The organism is Paraburkholderia sp. SIMBA_027, assembly GCF_046535315.1.
Lineage (GTDB): Bacteria > Pseudomonadota > Gammaproteobacteria > Burkholderiales > Burkholderiaceae > Paraburkholderia > Paraburkholderia tropica.
In genome coordinates this window covers 484,491-499,443 of the sequence record NZ_JAWRWY010000002.1, presented here as the reverse complement: position 1 = coordinate 499,443, position 14,953 = coordinate 484,491, and the positions used below count along the sequence as shown (strand labels likewise).

The following is a 14,953-nucleotide window of genomic DNA, read 5'->3' as shown; positions in this document are numbered from 1 at the left end:
CGACAACACCGAGGGGACAGCACGCATGACGCAATTCGCCGTCGACAATCCGTTTCTCGAAACGCTCGGCGTGAGCGTCGCGGCCTGGCGCGAAGGCTACGCCGAACTGCTGATGCCGATCGACGCATCGAAGCTCAATCGCCAGGGCGTGCTGCAAGGCGGCGCGATCGCCACGCTGCTCGACGCCGCCGCGGGCTATGCGGGCCTGTTCGCCGAACTGGACGCGCCCAAACGGCACGGCTTCACGCTCTCGCTCACCACCAATTATCTCGACAAGGGTCTGGGCCAGTTCGTCCGCGCCAAGGGTTTTCTCGAACGCGGCGGCCGCTCGATTTTCTTCGCGCGCGCGGAAGCTTGGGTGGACGACACGCTGCTGATCGCGAGTGCGCAAGGCACGTTCAAGTACGCGAAATCGGCTTGATTGCCGGGATTGCTGGTTGATTCGGGATCCGAATTAATTGGTCAGGCGTAAAAAAGCCCGCTTCCGGAGGGAAGCGGGCTTTTTATCTTGCCGATGGCGTTGAGTCGCGTCGGAAAATCAGCCCAGCAGCAAAGCGTCGTCGTCGAGTTGCTCGTGGCAATTCTGTTCGAACATGCGCAGCAGGTCGGGCACGTCGAGGCCGCGGCGCTGCTCGCCGGACACGTCGAGCACCACCTGGCCCTGATGCAGCATCACGGTGCGCTGACCGTAATCGAGCGCCTGGCGCATGCTGTGCGTGACCATCATCGTCGTGAGTTTCGCTTCTTCGACGATGCGCGCCGTGAGTTCGAGCACGAACGCGGCGGTCTTCGGATCGAGCGCGGCCGTGTGCTCGTCGAGCAGCAGAATGCGCGACGGTTGCAGCGACGCCATCAGCAGACTCACGGCCTGGCGCTGGCCGCCCGAGAGCAGTCCGATGCGGTCGGTCAGACGATTTTCCAGGCCCAGATTCAGCAGCCGCAGCTTGTCGCGAAACAGCTCGCGATCCTGTTTTTTCAGTGCCGAACCGAAGCCGCGCCGCTTGCCGCGCGCCATCGCGAGCGCCATGTTCTCCTCGATCGTGAGCGCCTCGCAGGTGCCCGCCATCGGGTCCTGAAACACGCGTGCGACCAGATGCGCGCGGTCCCAGGCCTGCTTCTTCGTGACGTCCTGGCCGTCGATCGTGATCGTGCCTTCGTCGACCATCTGGTCGCCACTGATCGCGTTGAGGAAGGTCGATTTGCCCGCGCCGTTCGAGCCGATCACGGCGACGAACTGGCCGGTCGGAATCTCGAGCGTGAGCCCGCGCAGCGCGCGCGTCTCGATCGGCGTGCCGGGATTGAAAGTGAGTCGTAGATCGTGTGCGCTGAGCATCTCAGGCCCTCCCGTTCTTGCGGCCAAACAGCTTCTTGCGCGTCGCGGGCAGCACGAGCGCGATCGTCACGAGCACGGCGGTCACGAGATTCAGATCCTGCGCCTTGAGGCCGATGAAGTCGCTGTTGAGCGCGAGCGCAATGAAGAAGCGATAGAGAATCGCGCCGAGCACGGCGGCGAGCGTCGTGAGCACGAGACGGCGCGCAGGCAGAATGCTTTCACCGATGATCACCGCCGCGAGGCCGATGACGATGGTGCCGATGCCCATCGAAATATCCGAGCCGCCCTGGGTCTGCGCGAACAGCGAACCGGCGAGTGCGACGAGCGCGTTCGACAGCGCCATGCCCGCGAGCGTGGCGCGGCCGGTGGCGATGCCCTGCGCGCGCGCCATGCGCGGATTCGCGCCGGTCGCGCGCAACGCGAGACCGTATTCGGACGAGAAGAACCAGTCCACGCCGAACTTCGCCACGCACACGACGACGAGCAGCGCGAGCGGGCGCAGCACGTAGTCGGGCAGCCACGCGGGCTGGATCATCGTGAAGACGGTGGCTTCGGAAATGAGCGGCACGTTGGGCGCGCCCATCACGCGCAGATTGATCGAGTAGAGCGCGATCATCATCAGGATGCTGGCGAGCAGATCCATGATTTTCAGGCGTACGTTGAGCCAACCCGTGACGAAACCGGCGGCGGCGCCCGCGAGCATCGCGCAGACGGTGGCGAGAAACGGATCGTGGCCGCTGGCGATCAGCGTGGCCGCGACGGCGCCGCCGAGCGGAAAGCTGCCGTCGACGGTCAGGTCGGGGAAGTTGAGGATGCGAAACGAGATCAGCACCCCGAGGGCGACGAGACTGAAGATCAGGCCGATCTCCAGCGCGCCCAGCAGCGAATAGAGGGACATGGGGAATCCTGTTGCGGTCTCCGGCGCGTCGATTGTGGCGACGTCGCCGGATCGGTCGCCGCAGCGGCGTGCGGCCCGGGTGAGGCCGCACGCCGGCGCGTGCGAGGGTGCCCTGGCGGGCCTTGCGGAATCGACGGCGGGCGGCCGTTTCCGATGGGAAACGCGGCGCGCGCTACCTGCTCGGCTGTCGATCCTTCATGCGCGCGCGGGCCTTACTTCACGACCGAAGTCGCGTCCTTGAGCAGATCGGCCGACAGCGTCACGCCTTGCTTCTGCGCGGCGGCCGGATTCACGAACAGTTGCAGCTTGTTGCTGGTTTCCGAAGCGATCGAACCGGGCTTTTCGCCCTTCAGGATGCGCACGACGACCTTGCCGGTCTGATGGCCGAGGTCGCTGTAGTCGATGCCGAGCGCCGCGATCGCGCCGCGCTTCACGCTGTCCGTGTCGGACGCGACGAGCGGGATCTTCGCGTCGTTGGCGACTTTCACGAGCGCTTCGTAGGCCGAGACGACGTTGTTGTCGGTGTTCGTATAGATCACGTCGACCTTGCCGATCAGGCTCTTGGCGGCCGAGCCGATGTCCACGGTGCGCGGCGCGGCGGCTTCCTTGAGCGTCATGCCTTGCTGCGCGAGCAGTGCCTTCAGTTCCTTCACGACCACGACCGAGTTTGCTTCGCCGGGGTTGTAGACCATGCCCACCGTCTTCGCGTTCGGCACGACGCGCTTGATCAGCGCGACCTGCTTGTCGAGCGGCAGCTTGTCGGACACGCCGGTCACGTTGGTGCCGCTCGCCGTCCACGTCTTGACGAGCTGCGCGGCGACCGGATCGGTCACGCCCGAATAGACCACGGGCACCGACTTCGTTGCGGCCACCACGGCCTGCGCCGACGGCGTCGCGATGGCGACGATCGCGCTCGGGTTATCGCCGACGAACTTGCGCGCGATCTGCGCGGCGGTGCCGGTGTTGCCCTGCGCGCTCTGGTATTCCCACTTGAGGTTCTTGCCGGCGTCGTAGCCGGCGGCCTTCAGCTCGTCGCGCACGCCGTCGCGGATCGCGTCGAGCGCCGGATGTTCGACGATCGAGAGCACTTCGACGGTGGCGGTCTCGGCTGCGTGCGCGGCGCCGCAGGCGAGCGAGAGCGCGGCGGCGCTGGCGATCAGGGTAAGGGTGGCGGCGCGGGCGGCCAGTTTGACGGTCTTCATTCTCTTTGATCTCCCCCGAATGTTCGGTTCTGGACGGGTGTGGGCCGCTGTGTGCGGCTTCGCCGCAGCGCGGCGCGCGGCGCCCGTGGTGCCCCGGAAGTTGGCCCGCAAAGGTGCCCCGGTCATGCCCGCACGCCGTGCGCCGCGTTGGTGCATAAGACCGGCGGCGAGGCAGCGAGCATACACCGGAGTTCGCGCGTCTGGAACGACGCTGCCGCGCAGTGGTGCGGTAATGCGACGGTATGTCCGCTGATTTTCATCAACGTCGTTGGCCCATTTTTTAGAAAAATACGTAGGCGCCCGAAAATTTTCCTGGTTTCCAAATGGAAATATCCGCAGCGTGTGTGCGCGGCGATTTTCTCGGAGTCTCCATCCGACTCCGCGAGTCGATTGAAATGTTTGTGTAAGTTTTGTGAATCGAATCAAAGACTTGGCGCGTTATGCATTTAGGGTTTTCCTGTATGCGCATGTGCGAGATGTATTGAGATTGCTTGATGTGAATGACGTAAGTTTCCGATTGGATAAATAGTTTCGATTCGGAAATCACGGCGGTTTCCGAAAGGAAAAAACCGCGCCATTTATTTCGGATCGGAAAATGAAATCCGTCGTGCCACGCCAGCCGGGCCTCAGCGCGTGAACGGCCGATGTCGCGTCGTGGCCACCGGTCATTTTCCAAATGTTTTCAAGCGGTTCCTAATGATTTTCGTCAATTGACTCAAGTCAATACCCCTGTAGGTATCGGAAAAAACCCTTGCTTGCGAGTGGGAGGGTTTATTGATAGCATCCGCGGGTCGCTGATTGAGCCCGGACCACCTTCCCGGCGCGAAATGCAGTGAACGGGGCAGGCGGATCGCTTGCGCAACAGAGACACGTATCCACGCGATCTCTCCGAACTCAACCGCAACAAAGCGGGTGATATATGCCGGGCCCCGTTGCGTCTTTCTTTTCTGGCCCGTCGTTGTCGTTCTCCAATGCTCGCCATTGGGGTGCTGTTCGTTTGCGCAGGTCAATCCGTCTGACCGGTTGACCCGAAAACAATCGAGGAGCTCCTGATGACGTTGTCCCGCCTCACCGCAGTTTCCCTGGCTGCCGCGCTGCTCGCCTTTGGTGCATCCGCGCAAGCCGATACCGTGAAGATCGCCATTGCCGGTCCGTTCAGCGGCCCGGTCGCCCAGTACGGCGACATGGTCAAGGCGGGTGCCCTGACCGCGATCGAACAGATCAATGCCGCTGGCGGCGTGAACGGCAACAAGCTCGAAGCCGTCCTGATGGACGACGCCTGCGAGCCGAAGCAAGCCGTCGCCGTCGCGAACAAGATCGTCTCGCAGCACATCCAGTACGTGGTCGGCCACGTCTGCTCGGGCTCGACGATCCCCGCTTCCGACATCTACGAGAACGAAGGCGTTGTGATGGTCACGCCGTCGGCGACCGCGCCGCAGCTGACCGAAGGCAAGAAGCGCCAGTTCATCTTCCGCACCATCGGCCGCGACGACCAGCAAGGTCCGGCAGCCGCTGCGTACATCATCAACAAGGTCAAGCCGAAGAAGGTCGCGATCCTGCACGACAAGCAGTCGTACGGTCAGGGCATCGCGACGTCGGTGAAGGCCGCGCTCGACAAGGCGCACATTCCGGTCGTCGTGTTCGAAGGCATCAATGCCGGTGATTCGGACTACTCGGCAGTCGTCACGAAGCTCAAGTCGCAGGGCGTGGACTTCGTCTACTTCGGCGGCTACCACCCGGAAATGGGCCTGCTCATGCGCCAGTCGCGTGAACAGGGCGTGAAGGCGACGTTCATGGGTCCGGAAGGCGTGGGCAACAAGGACGTGACGGCGATCGCCGGCCCGGCTTCGGAAGGCATGCTCGTGACGCTGCCGGCCGACTTCGCCGCCGACCCGGCCAACGCGAAGCTCGTGAAGGCCTTCGCCGACGCCAAGCGCGACGCGAACGGTCCGTTCCAGATGCCGGCTTACGCGGCGGTCGAAGTGATCGCCGACGGCATCAAGGGCGCGAAGAGCACGGACCCGACCAAGGTCGCGGCCTACCTGCACGCCAACGCGTTCAACACGCCGATCGGCAAGGTGGAATACGACAAGCAGGGCGACCTGAAGTCGTTCCGCTTCGTCGTCTACACGTGGCACAAGGACGCCACGAAGACCGCCGCGAACTGATTCTCGCCGCGCATCGCAACGCCCCGTTCGCCGTCGCGGCGGGCGGGGCGTTTTCCAACGATGCGCAACAGCGGACGGATCGTCACGGTTTCAAGAGTTTCTCCAAGGTCTCTCATCGGCTTCATGGCCGCGGGGCTTACGCATGAATGATTTTCTTCCTCAGTTCACCCAGCAGCTCGTCAACGGGCTCACGCTGGGTGCGATCTATGCGCTGATCGCCATCGGCTACACGATGGTCTACGGCATCATCGGCATGATCAACTTCGCTCACGGCGAGATCTACATGATCGGCGCCTATGTGGGCCTCGTCACGCTCACGGCCATCGGCACCTCGGCGGGTTATCCGCTGCCGCTCGTGCTGGGCGCGGCGCTCATCGTCTCGGTGCTGGTCACCGGGCTCTACGGTTTCGCGGTCGAGCGCGTGGCGTATCGGCCGTTGCGCGGCGGGCCGCGTCTCGTGCCGCTGATCTCCGCGATCGGCATGTCGATCTTCCTGCAGAACTACGTGCAGATCGGGCAGGGCGCGCGCGACGTGTCGGTGCCGGAACTCATTTCCGGCGCGCTCGATTTCAACATGGGCGGCAACTTCGAAGTGACGATCCCGTACGCGCGCATGCTGATCGTCGGCGTGACGCTCGTGCTGATGATCGCGCTCACGCTGTTCATCTCGCGTTCGCGCATGGGTCGCGCGTGCCGCGCCTGCGCGGAAGACATGAAGATGGCCAACCTGCTCGGCATCGACACGAACCGCGTGATCTCGTTCACGTTCGTGCTCGGCGCGATGCTCGCGGCGGTCGGCGGCGTGCTGATCGGTCTGACGATCGGCAAGCTCAATCCGTATATCGGGTTCATCGCGGGCATCAAGGCGTTCACGGCGGCGGTGCTCGGCGGTATCGGCAGCATTCCGGGCGCGATGCTCGGCGGCGTGCTGCTCGGTCTCGCGGAAACCTTCGCGGCGGGCTACATGCCGTCGGAGTACAAGGACGTGGTGGCTTTCGGCCTGCTCGTGCTCGTGCTGCTGTTCCGTCCCACCGGTTTGCTCGGCAAGCCGGACGTCGAAAAAGTGTGAGGTCGATATGAGCCAATCTGTTCCGGTTCGCGCGGCCGACACTCGCGCGCACGGCCAGTCGTCGGCGCAGACGGTGAAGGGCGCGTTCGCCGCCGCCGTCGCGACCATCATCCTGACCGCGCCGATTCTCGGCCTGCAACTGACGCTCGACGGCTATCAGGTCGTGCTGCAGCAACACTGGCGTCCGGTGTGGATCGCCGCCGCCGTGGTGTTCGTGTTCCAGCTCGTCAAGCCGCTGTTCCAGCGCGCGACGAGCGGCCTGAAGCTGCCCTCGGCGCCCGCGCTCGGCGCGCGTCAGCAGCGCGTGGCGATCTGGGTGCTGCTCGCGTTCGGCGCGCTGTTCCCGTTCATGGGCTCGCGCGGCTCGATCGACGTCGCGACGCTCGCGCTCATCTACGTGATCCTCGGCCTCGGCCTGAATATCGTGGTGGGTTTCGCGGGTCTGCTCGACCTCGGTTACGTGGGCTTTTACGCGGTGGGCGGCTATACGTACGCGCTGCTCAACCAGTACTTCGGCTTCACGTTCTGGGAATGCCTGCCGCTCGCGGCGCTGGCCTCGGCCACGTTCGGTTTCGTGCTGGGCTTTCCGGTGCTGCGTCTGCGCGGCGACTATCTCGCGATCGTCACGCTCGGTTTCGGCGAAATCATCCGCCTGCTGCTCAACAACCTCACGAGCATCACGGGCGGCCCGGACGGCATCTCGGGGATTCCGAAGCCCACCGTGTTCGGTTTCGAACTCGCGCGCCACGCGAGCGTCGATGGCGCGAAGACCTTCAACGATCTGATCGGTATCGAGTACAGCGGCGAGCACATGGTGATCTTCCTGTACCTGCTCGCGCTGGTGCTGGTCGCGTTCACGCTGTTCGTCACGAGCCGCCTGCTGCGCATGCCGATGGGCCGCGCCTGGGAAGCGCTGCGCGAAGATGAAATCGCGTGCCGCTCGCTCGGTCTGAATCCCACGCGCATCAAGCTCTCGGCGTTCACGCTGGGTGCGTCGTTCGCGGGTCTCGCGGGCGCGTTCTTCGCGGCGCGCCAGGGCCTCGTCACGCCCGAGTCGTTCACCTTCATCGAGTCGGCGCTGATTCTCGCCGTGGTCGTGCTGGGCGGAATGGGCTCGCAGCTCGGCGTGGTGCTCGCGGCGATCCTGCTGACGGCGCTGCCGGAAGTGGCGCGCGGCTTCGCCGAATATCGCATGCTGATTTTCGGTCTGGTGATGGTGCTGATGATGATGTGGCGTCCGCAGGGTCTGTTGCCTGCCAGCCGTCCGCATGTGGAGTTGCCGCAATGAGCGCACAAAACCTGTTGAAAGTAGCGGGCTTGCAGATGCGCTTCGGCGGTCTGCTGGCCGTCGACGGCATCGACTTCGATGTGCGTCCGAACGAAGTGTTCGCCATCATCGGGCCGAACGGCGCGGGCAAGACCACGGTGTTCAACTGCGTGGGCGGCTTCTACAAGCCCACCGCGGGCGACATCGTGCTCGACGGCCACGCGATCACGGGCCAGCCGAGCCACATGGTGGCGCGCCGCGGCCTCGTGCGCACGTTCCAGAACATTCGCCTCTTCAAGCAGTTGACGGTGCTCGAAAACCTGATGGTCGCGCAGCACCTGAAGGTCAACCGCAACATGCTGAGCGGCCTGTTCGCCACGCCCGGCTATCGTCGCGCCGAACGCGCCGCGCTCGAACGCGCCGCGTACTGGCTCGATCGCGTGGGCCTGAAAAACGTGGCCAATCGCGAAGCGGGCACGCTCTCGTACGGTCATCAGCGACGCCTCGAAATCGCGCGCTGCATGATTACCGATCCGCGTCTGCTGATGCTCGATGAACCGGCTGCCGGTCTCAATCCGCAGGAAAAGATCGAGCTGCAGCAGATGGTCGACGGCTTGCGCAATGAGTTCGGAATCTCCGTACTCCTGATCGAACACGACATGAGCCTCGTGATGGGCGTGTCGGATCGCATTCTGGTGATGGAGCACGGCAAACCGATCATGATCGGCAAACCCGATGAAGTGCGCAACGACCCGCGCGTGATCAAGGCGTATCTCGGAGAGGACTGATGCTGAAGCTGGAACAGGTCCATACCCACTATGGCGCGGTGGAAGCGCTGGCGGGCGTGTCGATCGAAGTGAACAAGGGCGAGATCGTCACGCTGATCGGCAGCAACGGCGCCGGCAAGACCACGCTGATGATGACCGTGTGCGGCACGCCGCGCGCCTCGTCGGGCCGCGTGACGTTCGAAGGCGAGGACATCACGCGTCTGCCCACGCATGAAATCATGCGCAAGGGCATGGCGATTTCGCCGGAAGGCCGTCGCGTGTTTCCGAGCCTCACGGTGCTCGAAAACCTGCAAATGGGCGGTTTTTTCGCCTCGCAGCACGAGATCGAAGCGGGCATCGAGCACGTCTTCAAGCTGTTTCCGCGCCTGAATCAGCGTGCGAAGCAGCGTGCGGGCACGATGTCGGGCGGCGAGCAGCAGATGCTCGCGATCGGCCGCGCGCTGATGAGCAAGCCGCGTCTGCTGCTGCTCGACGAACCCACGCTCGGCCTCGCGCCGCTCGTGATCGCGCAGATCTTCGACATCATCCGCGCGATTCGCGAGGAAGGCGTGACGGTGTTCCTCGTCGAGCAGAACGCGAACAAGGCGCTGCATGTGGCCGATCGCGGCTACGTGCTCGAAACGGGCCGCGTCGTGCTGGCGGACAGCGCCGACAACCTGCTCGCCAACGACGATATCAAGCGCGCTTATCTGGGCGGTTGATCACGCGGATTCGAGTCGATTTCGCCGTATCACGGCCCGCGCAATGTGCTGCTTTCGAGCGGCGATTGCGCGGGCCGGTTTCATTTTTACGCCGCTTTTTTTAGGGTCGATCGCGCTATTCAATCGCCGCGCGTCAGCGCGATCTGTTCGAGCAGACGCATGAGATCGCCCTGACGGCGCGTGGCCGTTTTCGCAAAGACGTGATGCAGATGCGTGCGCACGGTCGACGGCATGATCTGCAAGGTCGCGGCGATGTCACGCGGCTCATGACCTTTGCCGACTTCGCCTGCCACGCGCGCCTCGGCGGGCGTGAGTCCGAACAGGGCGATCAGACGCTGCTCCACGCCGCGCCGCGCGGCCTGCGGATCGGTTATCACCAGCATGGCCGTGCCGCGCCGCGAGACGGCCACGGCGCCCTCGATGACACGATGCGTACCCAGCGGCGCGACCAGCACCTGCAGCGGCGCGTCGTGCGCCGCGCGTTCAATCAGCATCGCGCCGCCCGCGCGTGTGCCCGACTCGCTGGACGACGCGCGCGCGATCATCGCGCGCAAGCGCTGCGTGGCGTTGAGCGTCGGCGCGCATAGCCCCTGGCGTTCTTCGCGCAGGCCGCGCGCCTGCGCGAGCAGCGCGCTCGCCGCACGGTTGGCGAATACCACGTGCGCGTCGCGGTCGGCGATCAGCACGCATTGCGCGAGGCTGTCGAGCGCATCGAAGGCGTCGAGCGCCGCGAGCGGATCGGCTGGCGGGTGTGACGTGCTCTGCAGGCTCTGCGTCACGCGACGTTGCACGCGGATGGCGTTGCGCAGATGCGGCAGCAGCGCGCGCAGTACGTCGAGTTCATCGTCGGCGTAGAAACGCGGCGTATGACGCAGCGCGCCGAGCACGGCCGTCACGCCGTCCTCGCGCATCACGCTGGCGAACGCGACCGTGTGAATGCGCTGCGGGCGTACCCAGTCCTGCACGAATTCGCTGCTGGCATGCGCGGTTTGCGGACGGATCATCGTGTCCGTCACGAGCGTGCCCGCCGGCCAGCGGCGCACCTGCGGCACGAGCGGATCGAGCGCGCCGTAATGCTGCGCGTAACGGCGGGCAAAGCCGCTTTCGATACCGCTCCAGTCGGCGAGCGACAGCGCCTCGTCCGGCGCGAGCACGCTCAGGTTCACGTACGTCGCGCCGATACGCCGGGCGAGGCGCGCAAGCAGGGCCGGCCAGCGGCGCGCGTCGAGCCCCGCGTCGTAGATCGCGTCGATCAGGCTGCCGAGCGAATCGGCTGCGTCGTCTGCCGGCATGGCGTGCTCCGGGCGCGCGGCGAGGCCGCTGCGCCCAACGCAATCCAGAGCGTGATAAGGATGTGGCGGCGCGGAAAAAAATGCCTCAACGCAACGCGCCAGCTTCGTTAGCAAACGGCGTACATAATGAATGCGCCGCAGCATGCTAAACGCATCGTCTATTGATAGACGATTGATCTTGCGAATAGCTTTCGAAATGATGCGTTTCTCTTTCTTGTATCGACATGCATTTCGAATACTGGACAACGGCCGCGCGCTCACGATAATTGAGCCTCCGGCGCGCGCAAGCGCGTCAGAAAAACATGCAGCCAGTCACACCGGAGAGTCGTTGGATGTCTGAAGAGTATGAAGTGCATGGACCGCACGATCACGCGGTCGAGCATGCGGCCGCCGGTCATGGGCACGGCGGCCACGAAAGCCACGGCGAAGGCGGCCGCGATCCGTTCCCGAGCCGCATGGCGGTCATGACCGCAATTCTCGCCTCGATCGGCGCGATTCTCGCGTATCAGAGCGGCAACAGCGAAAACCTCGCGCTCTATTACAAGAACGAAGCGGCGATTCACAAAACCGAAGCGGCGAATCAATGGGCGTATTACCAGGCGAAGGGCGAAAAGCAGAATCTCGCTGAACTCGGCGCGTCGCTGTCCGCGCTCGCGCCGAATGCGGGCGATGCGCAGCGTCGTTTCGCCGCTGACGCGGATCGTTATCGTCAGCAAAAGGAACCGATTCGCGCGAAAGCCGAGGCGCTGGAAAAGCAGGTCGAAGAAGACGATGTGCGCAGCGAGAAACTCCTGCACGGCCATCATCGCTGGGCGCAGGCCACCACGCTGATTCAGATTTCCATCGCGTTGACGGCGATTACGCTGCTCACGCGCAGCAAATGGCTGCTGCGCGGCTCGCTCGGCGTGGGCGCGGTGGGCGTGGTGCTCGGCGCGCTGGCGTTCTTTTCAGGCTGATTGAATTGAGCTCAATGCCAAAACGCGCGCGAGCCGCGCGGTTTGGCCCGGCCGTTTCGCGTGCATTCCTTTCACGCAAGAAAGATTGTTATTCAACCGCCACACACGATGGCAGTGAGCAGTAGCGGCACGACCGAATGCACGGTGGCGTCGCTATCGGCTTCGCGTAGTCGCGTGCGTACCGATTCCGCCGGCGCCGACACTACGACGCCATAGAGCGGCGCAGGGATTTCCTTTCCGGCGCCGCGGCGGAATAAATCATCGTCCTGCGCATAACCGATCACGACATAAACCGGAAAGCCGAACGCGCTCAAACGGCTGCCGTGCACGGGTCGGAACGCATTCACCGAATTGGCTTCCACGCGGCTGGGCTGCGCTTCGATCGACTTTTCTTCAATCAGCGATGCAATAAATGCGTGGGGATTCGACTTGCAGTCGAAATGCTCGTCCTGCGGCTGCGCTTTGACGGAAAGCGGAACCAGCAGTGCGGCCAGCCCCGCGCATAAGGCGCAGACGAAGGCGAACCACGACAGCAAAGGGGCGAGGCGGGCGAGGCGCGGATTCATGGCATGAGCTCAGGACGCTTGAAAACCGTACAACTCATTCGACACCCAAACCGGGCCGGTGTTCAAGCGTTTCAAACCGTCGCGGCATACTAATTGCGCACTTCTGCGCCGCGCCGCACATTCTTGCAAAGAAGGTCCTGCGGCGCAGGCGGCCGCGTCGTGCGTGCACATGAGCGCGGCCGTCCGGCGTACGAGCGTCGATCAGAGCATCGACTTGGCCTGACTCAGGATCTTGTCGCAAACCTGCTTCGTGGCGGCGTCCTTGAGGCCGCCGCCGGACAGGTCGAGCTTCTGACCGCTGCTTGTCGTGAGAATGCCGTTGCTGCCCTGCTGATAGCCGCTATCGCTGGTGGATGCGCCGCCGGGCAGTTTGCTGAGCAGCGAGTCTTTGACGTTGCTCGCGGCGTCGGCATTCAGGTAATTGTTCTTGATGCAGTATTGCAGCACACCCGTGACGTTGCCGAGACTGCCCGAGGTGACCGACGATCCCGAGAGGGAACTGCCGAGGCCGCCGAGGTTGCCGAGCGCGCCCGAAGTCGAACCGCTGTTGCCGCCCTGGTTGAGCAGATTGCCGAGCTGCGCCTGGGCGGCGCCCCACGGCGCGAGCAGCGCGGCGACGGCCACGCCGGCGGGTATCAGCAGTCGATGCAGTCGATGCAGTCGAAGCGGCCGGTGCGAGCCGGCGTTGCGCGGTGCTGATGTTTGCATACCCAGTTCTCCATGATGTTCGTGGCCTTCGTACTATAGACGGATTCGTTTCGCGGCTTTTCGAGCGTGGCCGCATGATTCCGGCGCGTCGAATTGCTTCCGGATTGCATCCGGATGCATGTCACCGCGTTCGCATCAGGGTGATGGGTGCCGTGTTTCAATCTGTGCGGCATGATGTGCGCAGGTGCAACCCATCAAGCGCGGCGGTTTCATCGCCATGTCATTTGTTGCGGGCACAACATCGAAAAGAGAAAAGCGGGTGATGATGCAATTCGATTCGATTTAATTCGAATTCATTGAATTCGATTCAATTCGAATTAATGCATTGGCACACGAAGCGAGTCGTGAAAGAATCCGGTCGACGGGGCTGCCACGCGATGCGCGGATGAGGCGCTAAATTGCGTGCGATGGCAGAAAAACAGGGCGTTTTTAGCGAGCGGTAAGGCTGCAATTTGCCGCACAAAGCGATACTTTGTTTCTAACCGTAACACTTATTACGGGCCTCCTCATCGGCTGGTTTCAGGTGGTATGCTTCCTGCACAAATTCTCCCTTGCACGAGTGAGACCACGTTCTTTGCGTCAATACCGTGAACACGCGCACTGCCTTCGTGCAGTCGGTGACGCAAACGGACATGACATATAAACATATGGTGCAACCGAGCACGTCAACGCGAACAGCAAAGATTCGCGAGCGACGTCTCAGTCACTGCAGCCCCGGTCCGGCTGCGTGGAGAAAAGCATGAATTTCGATGAACTGAGCGACGACGAGTGGATGTTGGTGTCCTCGCTCGTATCCGATGAACCGCCTATTCGGCTCAACCGGCGCGGCCGCCCCCGCGCCGAGCCGCGTGTGGTCGCCAACGCCGTATTGTGGATTCTCACGACAGGTGAGTCCTGGTCGCGGCTGCCCGCGCGTTATCCGTCCGGACCGACATGCCGCCGCCGTTTCGAGGAATGGCACGTGACCGGCACGCTGGGCGAACTGGTCGCACTGCTTGCGCAGCGCGGGCGTAACTTCGTCTATGTGCCCGAGCCCGTGCCGGCCCAGCCGGTCGTGCAGGAGGCCCAGGCCGTTCAGGCCGTGGCCGTTGCGGTCGAGGAAGCTGTCGAGGACGACGGCCTGCCGGCCGTTTACTGGAAGAGCCCCGAGGCCTGGCAGGCGCCGGCTTCGATCGCCGAGACGCCGCTGGCCAATCCGATCGAGAGCATGACGCGCCAGCTCGCGCGTCTGGACGAAGCGATCACGAGTGCGCAGACGCACACCACAACACGCAGCCAGCAGGCGCGTGCGGCGCAGCCTGCGCCAACGCGTCCGCGCGTGCCTGGCGCGGGCCTCGTGCCGCCCCAGGCAGACTCGAGCGCCACGGCCACGCGCGTGAGCATGCCGCTCGCGCAGAGCGCCGTTCGGACAGCTAACCAGGCTGCCATGCCCGTCGAAGCCCGCTTCGAAGAGGGTCTCGACGTCGACGCCGGTCCGCTCTGGACCAACGCCATCGTCGAAGCCACGCAGATCGTGGAATGGGACGGCTACGCCATGCACCTGAGCGTGGAAACGTCGCGCAACAATATGTACCGCGCGGCCGTGGAAATCCTCAAGGATGGCAAGCGTCTCGAACGTTCGGGGTTGATCGGGCCGCCGTTCGAAGACGCCGATAGCGCGCGCAATTTCGCATTCGACTGGGCCCGTCAATGGGTCGAGCGCGAAGGCGAAATCGAACCGGAGGCGGCCACGTCCGCGGCTGAACCGGGCAGCAGCGTCGCATCGGAAGCGGCTAGCGAAGCGGGCGCGCAAACCACGGCGCTGAGCACGACGCGAAGCACGAATGGCGTGATCACGCGCAGCGCGGCCGGCAGTGTGCGGCTGGCGCCCATGCAGCGTTTCACCGCGAGCACGCCCTTGCGTGCGAGCGTCGATCCCTGCGATTCCAGCGCCGAGCGCCGCGTGCACGTCTCGCGTTACCGCACGCATCTGGGCTAGTACCGTGTCAGACAGGCGCCGGCGCGC

14 protein-coding genes are annotated in these 14,953 nt (G+C 64.0%); 8 read left to right on the top strand and 6 right to left on the bottom strand.

Annotated elements, in window-relative coordinates; translation table 11 throughout:
* Window positions 1-25: 25 nt before the first annotated feature.
* On the top strand, window positions 26-421 hold the full coding sequence (locus SB764_RS05145) for a PaaI family thioesterase (RefSeq protein ID WP_065065395.1): 396 nt from the start codon (window positions 26-28) through the stop codon (window positions 419-421).
* 117 nt (window positions 422-538) lie between these two features.
* Here SB764_RS05145 and SB764_RS05140 read toward each other — a convergent pair whose 3' ends face one another.
* The 3 genes from SB764_RS05140 to SB764_RS05130 form a co-directional block, all read right to left on the bottom strand.
* Complete coding sequence (locus SB764_RS05140; protein ID WP_410862830.1) at window positions 539-1,333, bottom strand: ABC transporter ATP-binding protein; 795 nt, start codon at window positions 1,331-1,333, stop codon at window positions 539-541.
* Window position 1,334: 1 nt separating this feature from the next.
* A complete protein-coding gene (locus SB764_RS05135) occupies window positions 1,335-2,231 on the bottom strand; it encodes an ABC transporter permease (protein ID WP_321904334.1) in 897 nt (298 codons plus the stop codon).
* 212 nt (window positions 2,232-2,443) lie between these two features.
* A complete protein-coding gene (locus tag SB764_RS05130) occupies window positions 2,444-3,433 on the bottom strand; it encodes an ABC transporter substrate-binding protein (protein ID WP_065065392.1) in 990 nt (329 codons plus the stop codon).
* A gap of 1,052 nt (window positions 3,434-4,485) precedes the next feature.
* Between SB764_RS05130 and SB764_RS05125 the strand changes: the two genes are divergently transcribed.
* The 5 genes from SB764_RS05125 to SB764_RS05105 all read left to right on the top strand — a co-directional run bounded on the left by SB764_RS05125 (window position 4,486) and on the right by SB764_RS05105 (window position 9,426).
* On the top strand, window positions 4,486-5,601 hold the full coding sequence (locus SB764_RS05125; protein WP_110326846.1) for a branched-chain amino acid ABC transporter substrate-binding protein: 1,116 nt from the start codon (window positions 4,486-4,488) through the stop codon (window positions 5,599-5,601).
* Window positions 5,602-5,743: 142 nt separating this feature from the next.
* Window positions 5,744-6,670, top strand: coding sequence for a high-affinity branched-chain amino acid ABC transporter permease LivH (gene livH, locus SB764_RS05120; RefSeq protein WP_065065390.1), 927 nt, complete (start codon window positions 5,744-5,746; stop codon window positions 6,668-6,670).
* 7 nt (window positions 6,671-6,677) lie between these two features.
* Window positions 6,678-7,958: a high-affinity branched-chain amino acid ABC transporter permease LivM gene (locus tag SB764_RS05115; RefSeq protein ID WP_074982433.1), complete on the top strand. Its 1,281-nt coding sequence runs from the start codon at window positions 6,678-6,680 to the stop codon at window positions 7,956-7,958.
* A complete protein-coding gene (gene livG / locus SB764_RS05110; RefSeq protein ID WP_065065388.1) occupies window positions 7,955-8,725 on the top strand; it encodes a high-affinity branched-chain amino acid ABC transporter ATP-binding protein LivG in 771 nt (256 codons plus the stop codon). The genes SB764_RS05115 and livG overlap by 4 nt, the downstream gene beginning before the upstream one ends.
* On the top strand, window positions 8,725-9,426 hold the full coding sequence (locus SB764_RS05105; RefSeq protein WP_065065387.1) for an ABC transporter ATP-binding protein: 702 nt from the start codon (window positions 8,725-8,727) through the stop codon (window positions 9,424-9,426). The genes livG and SB764_RS05105 overlap by 1 nt, the downstream gene beginning before the upstream one ends.
* A 119-nt stretch (window positions 9,427-9,545) precedes the next feature.
* Here SB764_RS05105 and SB764_RS05100 read toward each other — a convergent pair whose 3' ends face one another.
* A complete protein-coding gene (locus SB764_RS05100) occupies window positions 9,546-10,718 on the bottom strand; it encodes a helix-turn-helix transcriptional regulator (protein WP_410862827.1) in 1,173 nt (390 codons plus the stop codon).
* Window positions 10,719-11,050: 332 nt separating this feature from the next.
* Here SB764_RS05100 and SB764_RS05095 point away from each other — a divergent pair, with 332 nt between their 5' ends.
* Window positions 11,051-11,674: a DUF4337 domain-containing protein gene (locus SB764_RS05095; protein ID WP_065065385.1), complete on the top strand. Its 624-nt coding sequence runs from the start codon at window positions 11,051-11,053 to the stop codon at window positions 11,672-11,674.
* A gap of 92 nt (window positions 11,675-11,766) precedes the next feature.
* Here the strand turns inward: SB764_RS05095 and SB764_RS05090 are convergent, their stop codons facing one another.
* A complete protein-coding gene (locus SB764_RS05090; protein ID WP_110326852.1) occupies window positions 11,767-12,240 on the bottom strand; it encodes a hypothetical protein in 474 nt (157 codons plus the stop codon).
* Window positions 12,241-12,441: 201 nt separating this feature from the next.
* Window positions 12,442-12,948, bottom strand: coding sequence for a DUF2501 domain-containing protein (locus tag SB764_RS05085; RefSeq protein WP_321868260.1), 507 nt, complete (start codon window positions 12,946-12,948; stop codon window positions 12,442-12,444).
* Window positions 12,949-13,687: 739 nt separating this feature from the next.
* Here SB764_RS05085 and SB764_RS05080 point away from each other — a divergent pair.
* On the top strand, window positions 13,688-14,926 hold the full coding sequence (locus tag SB764_RS05080; RefSeq protein ID WP_065065383.1) for a transposase: 1,239 nt from the start codon (window positions 13,688-13,690) through the stop codon (window positions 14,924-14,926).
* Window positions 14,927-14,953: the final 27 nt, after the last annotated feature.

Coding starts and splice junctions, on each gene's coding strand:
- livG (WP_065065388.1), top strand. CDS start 7,955: ATGAGCGCACAAAACCTGTTGAAAGTAGCGGGCTTGCAGATGCGCTTC.
- SB764_RS05140 (WP_410862830.1), bottom strand. CDS start 1,333: ATGCTCAGCGCACACGATCTACGACTCACTTTCAATCCCGGCACGCCG.
- SB764_RS05145 (WP_065065395.1), top strand. CDS start 26: ATGACGCAATTCGCCGTCGACAATCCGTTTCTCGAAACGCTCGGCGTG.
- SB764_RS05080 (WP_065065383.1), top strand. CDS start 13,688: ATGAATTTCGATGAACTGAGCGACGACGAGTGGATGTTGGTGTCCTCG.
- livH (WP_065065390.1), top strand. CDS start 5,744: ATGAATGATTTTCTTCCTCAGTTCACCCAGCAGCTCGTCAACGGGCTC.
- SB764_RS05090 (WP_110326852.1), bottom strand. CDS start 12,240: ATGAATCCGCGCCTCGCCCGCCTCGCCCCTTTGCTGTCGTGGTTCGCC.
- SB764_RS05125 (WP_110326846.1), top strand. CDS start 4,486: ATGACGTTGTCCCGCCTCACCGCAGTTTCCCTGGCTGCCGCGCTGCTC.
- SB764_RS05085 (WP_321868260.1), bottom strand. CDS start 12,948: ATGCAAACATCAGCACCGCGCAACGCCGGCTCGCACCGGCCGCTTCGA.
- SB764_RS05130 (WP_065065392.1), bottom strand. CDS start 3,433: ATGAAGACCGTCAAACTGGCCGCCCGCGCCGCCACCCTTACCCTGATC.
- SB764_RS05135 (WP_321904334.1), bottom strand. CDS start 2,231: ATGTCCCTCTATTCGCTGCTGGGCGCGCTGGAGATCGGCCTGATCTTC.
- SB764_RS05115 (WP_074982433.1), top strand. CDS start 6,678: ATGAGCCAATCTGTTCCGGTTCGCGCGGCCGACACTCGCGCGCACGGC.
- SB764_RS05095 (WP_065065385.1), top strand. CDS start 11,051: ATGTCTGAAGAGTATGAAGTGCATGGACCGCACGATCACGCGGTCGAG.
- SB764_RS05105 (WP_065065387.1), top strand. CDS start 8,725: ATGCTGAAGCTGGAACAGGTCCATACCCACTATGGCGCGGTGGAAGCG.
- SB764_RS05100 (WP_410862827.1), bottom strand. CDS start 10,718: ATGCCGGCAGACGACGCAGCCGATTCGCTCGGCAGCCTGATCGACGCG.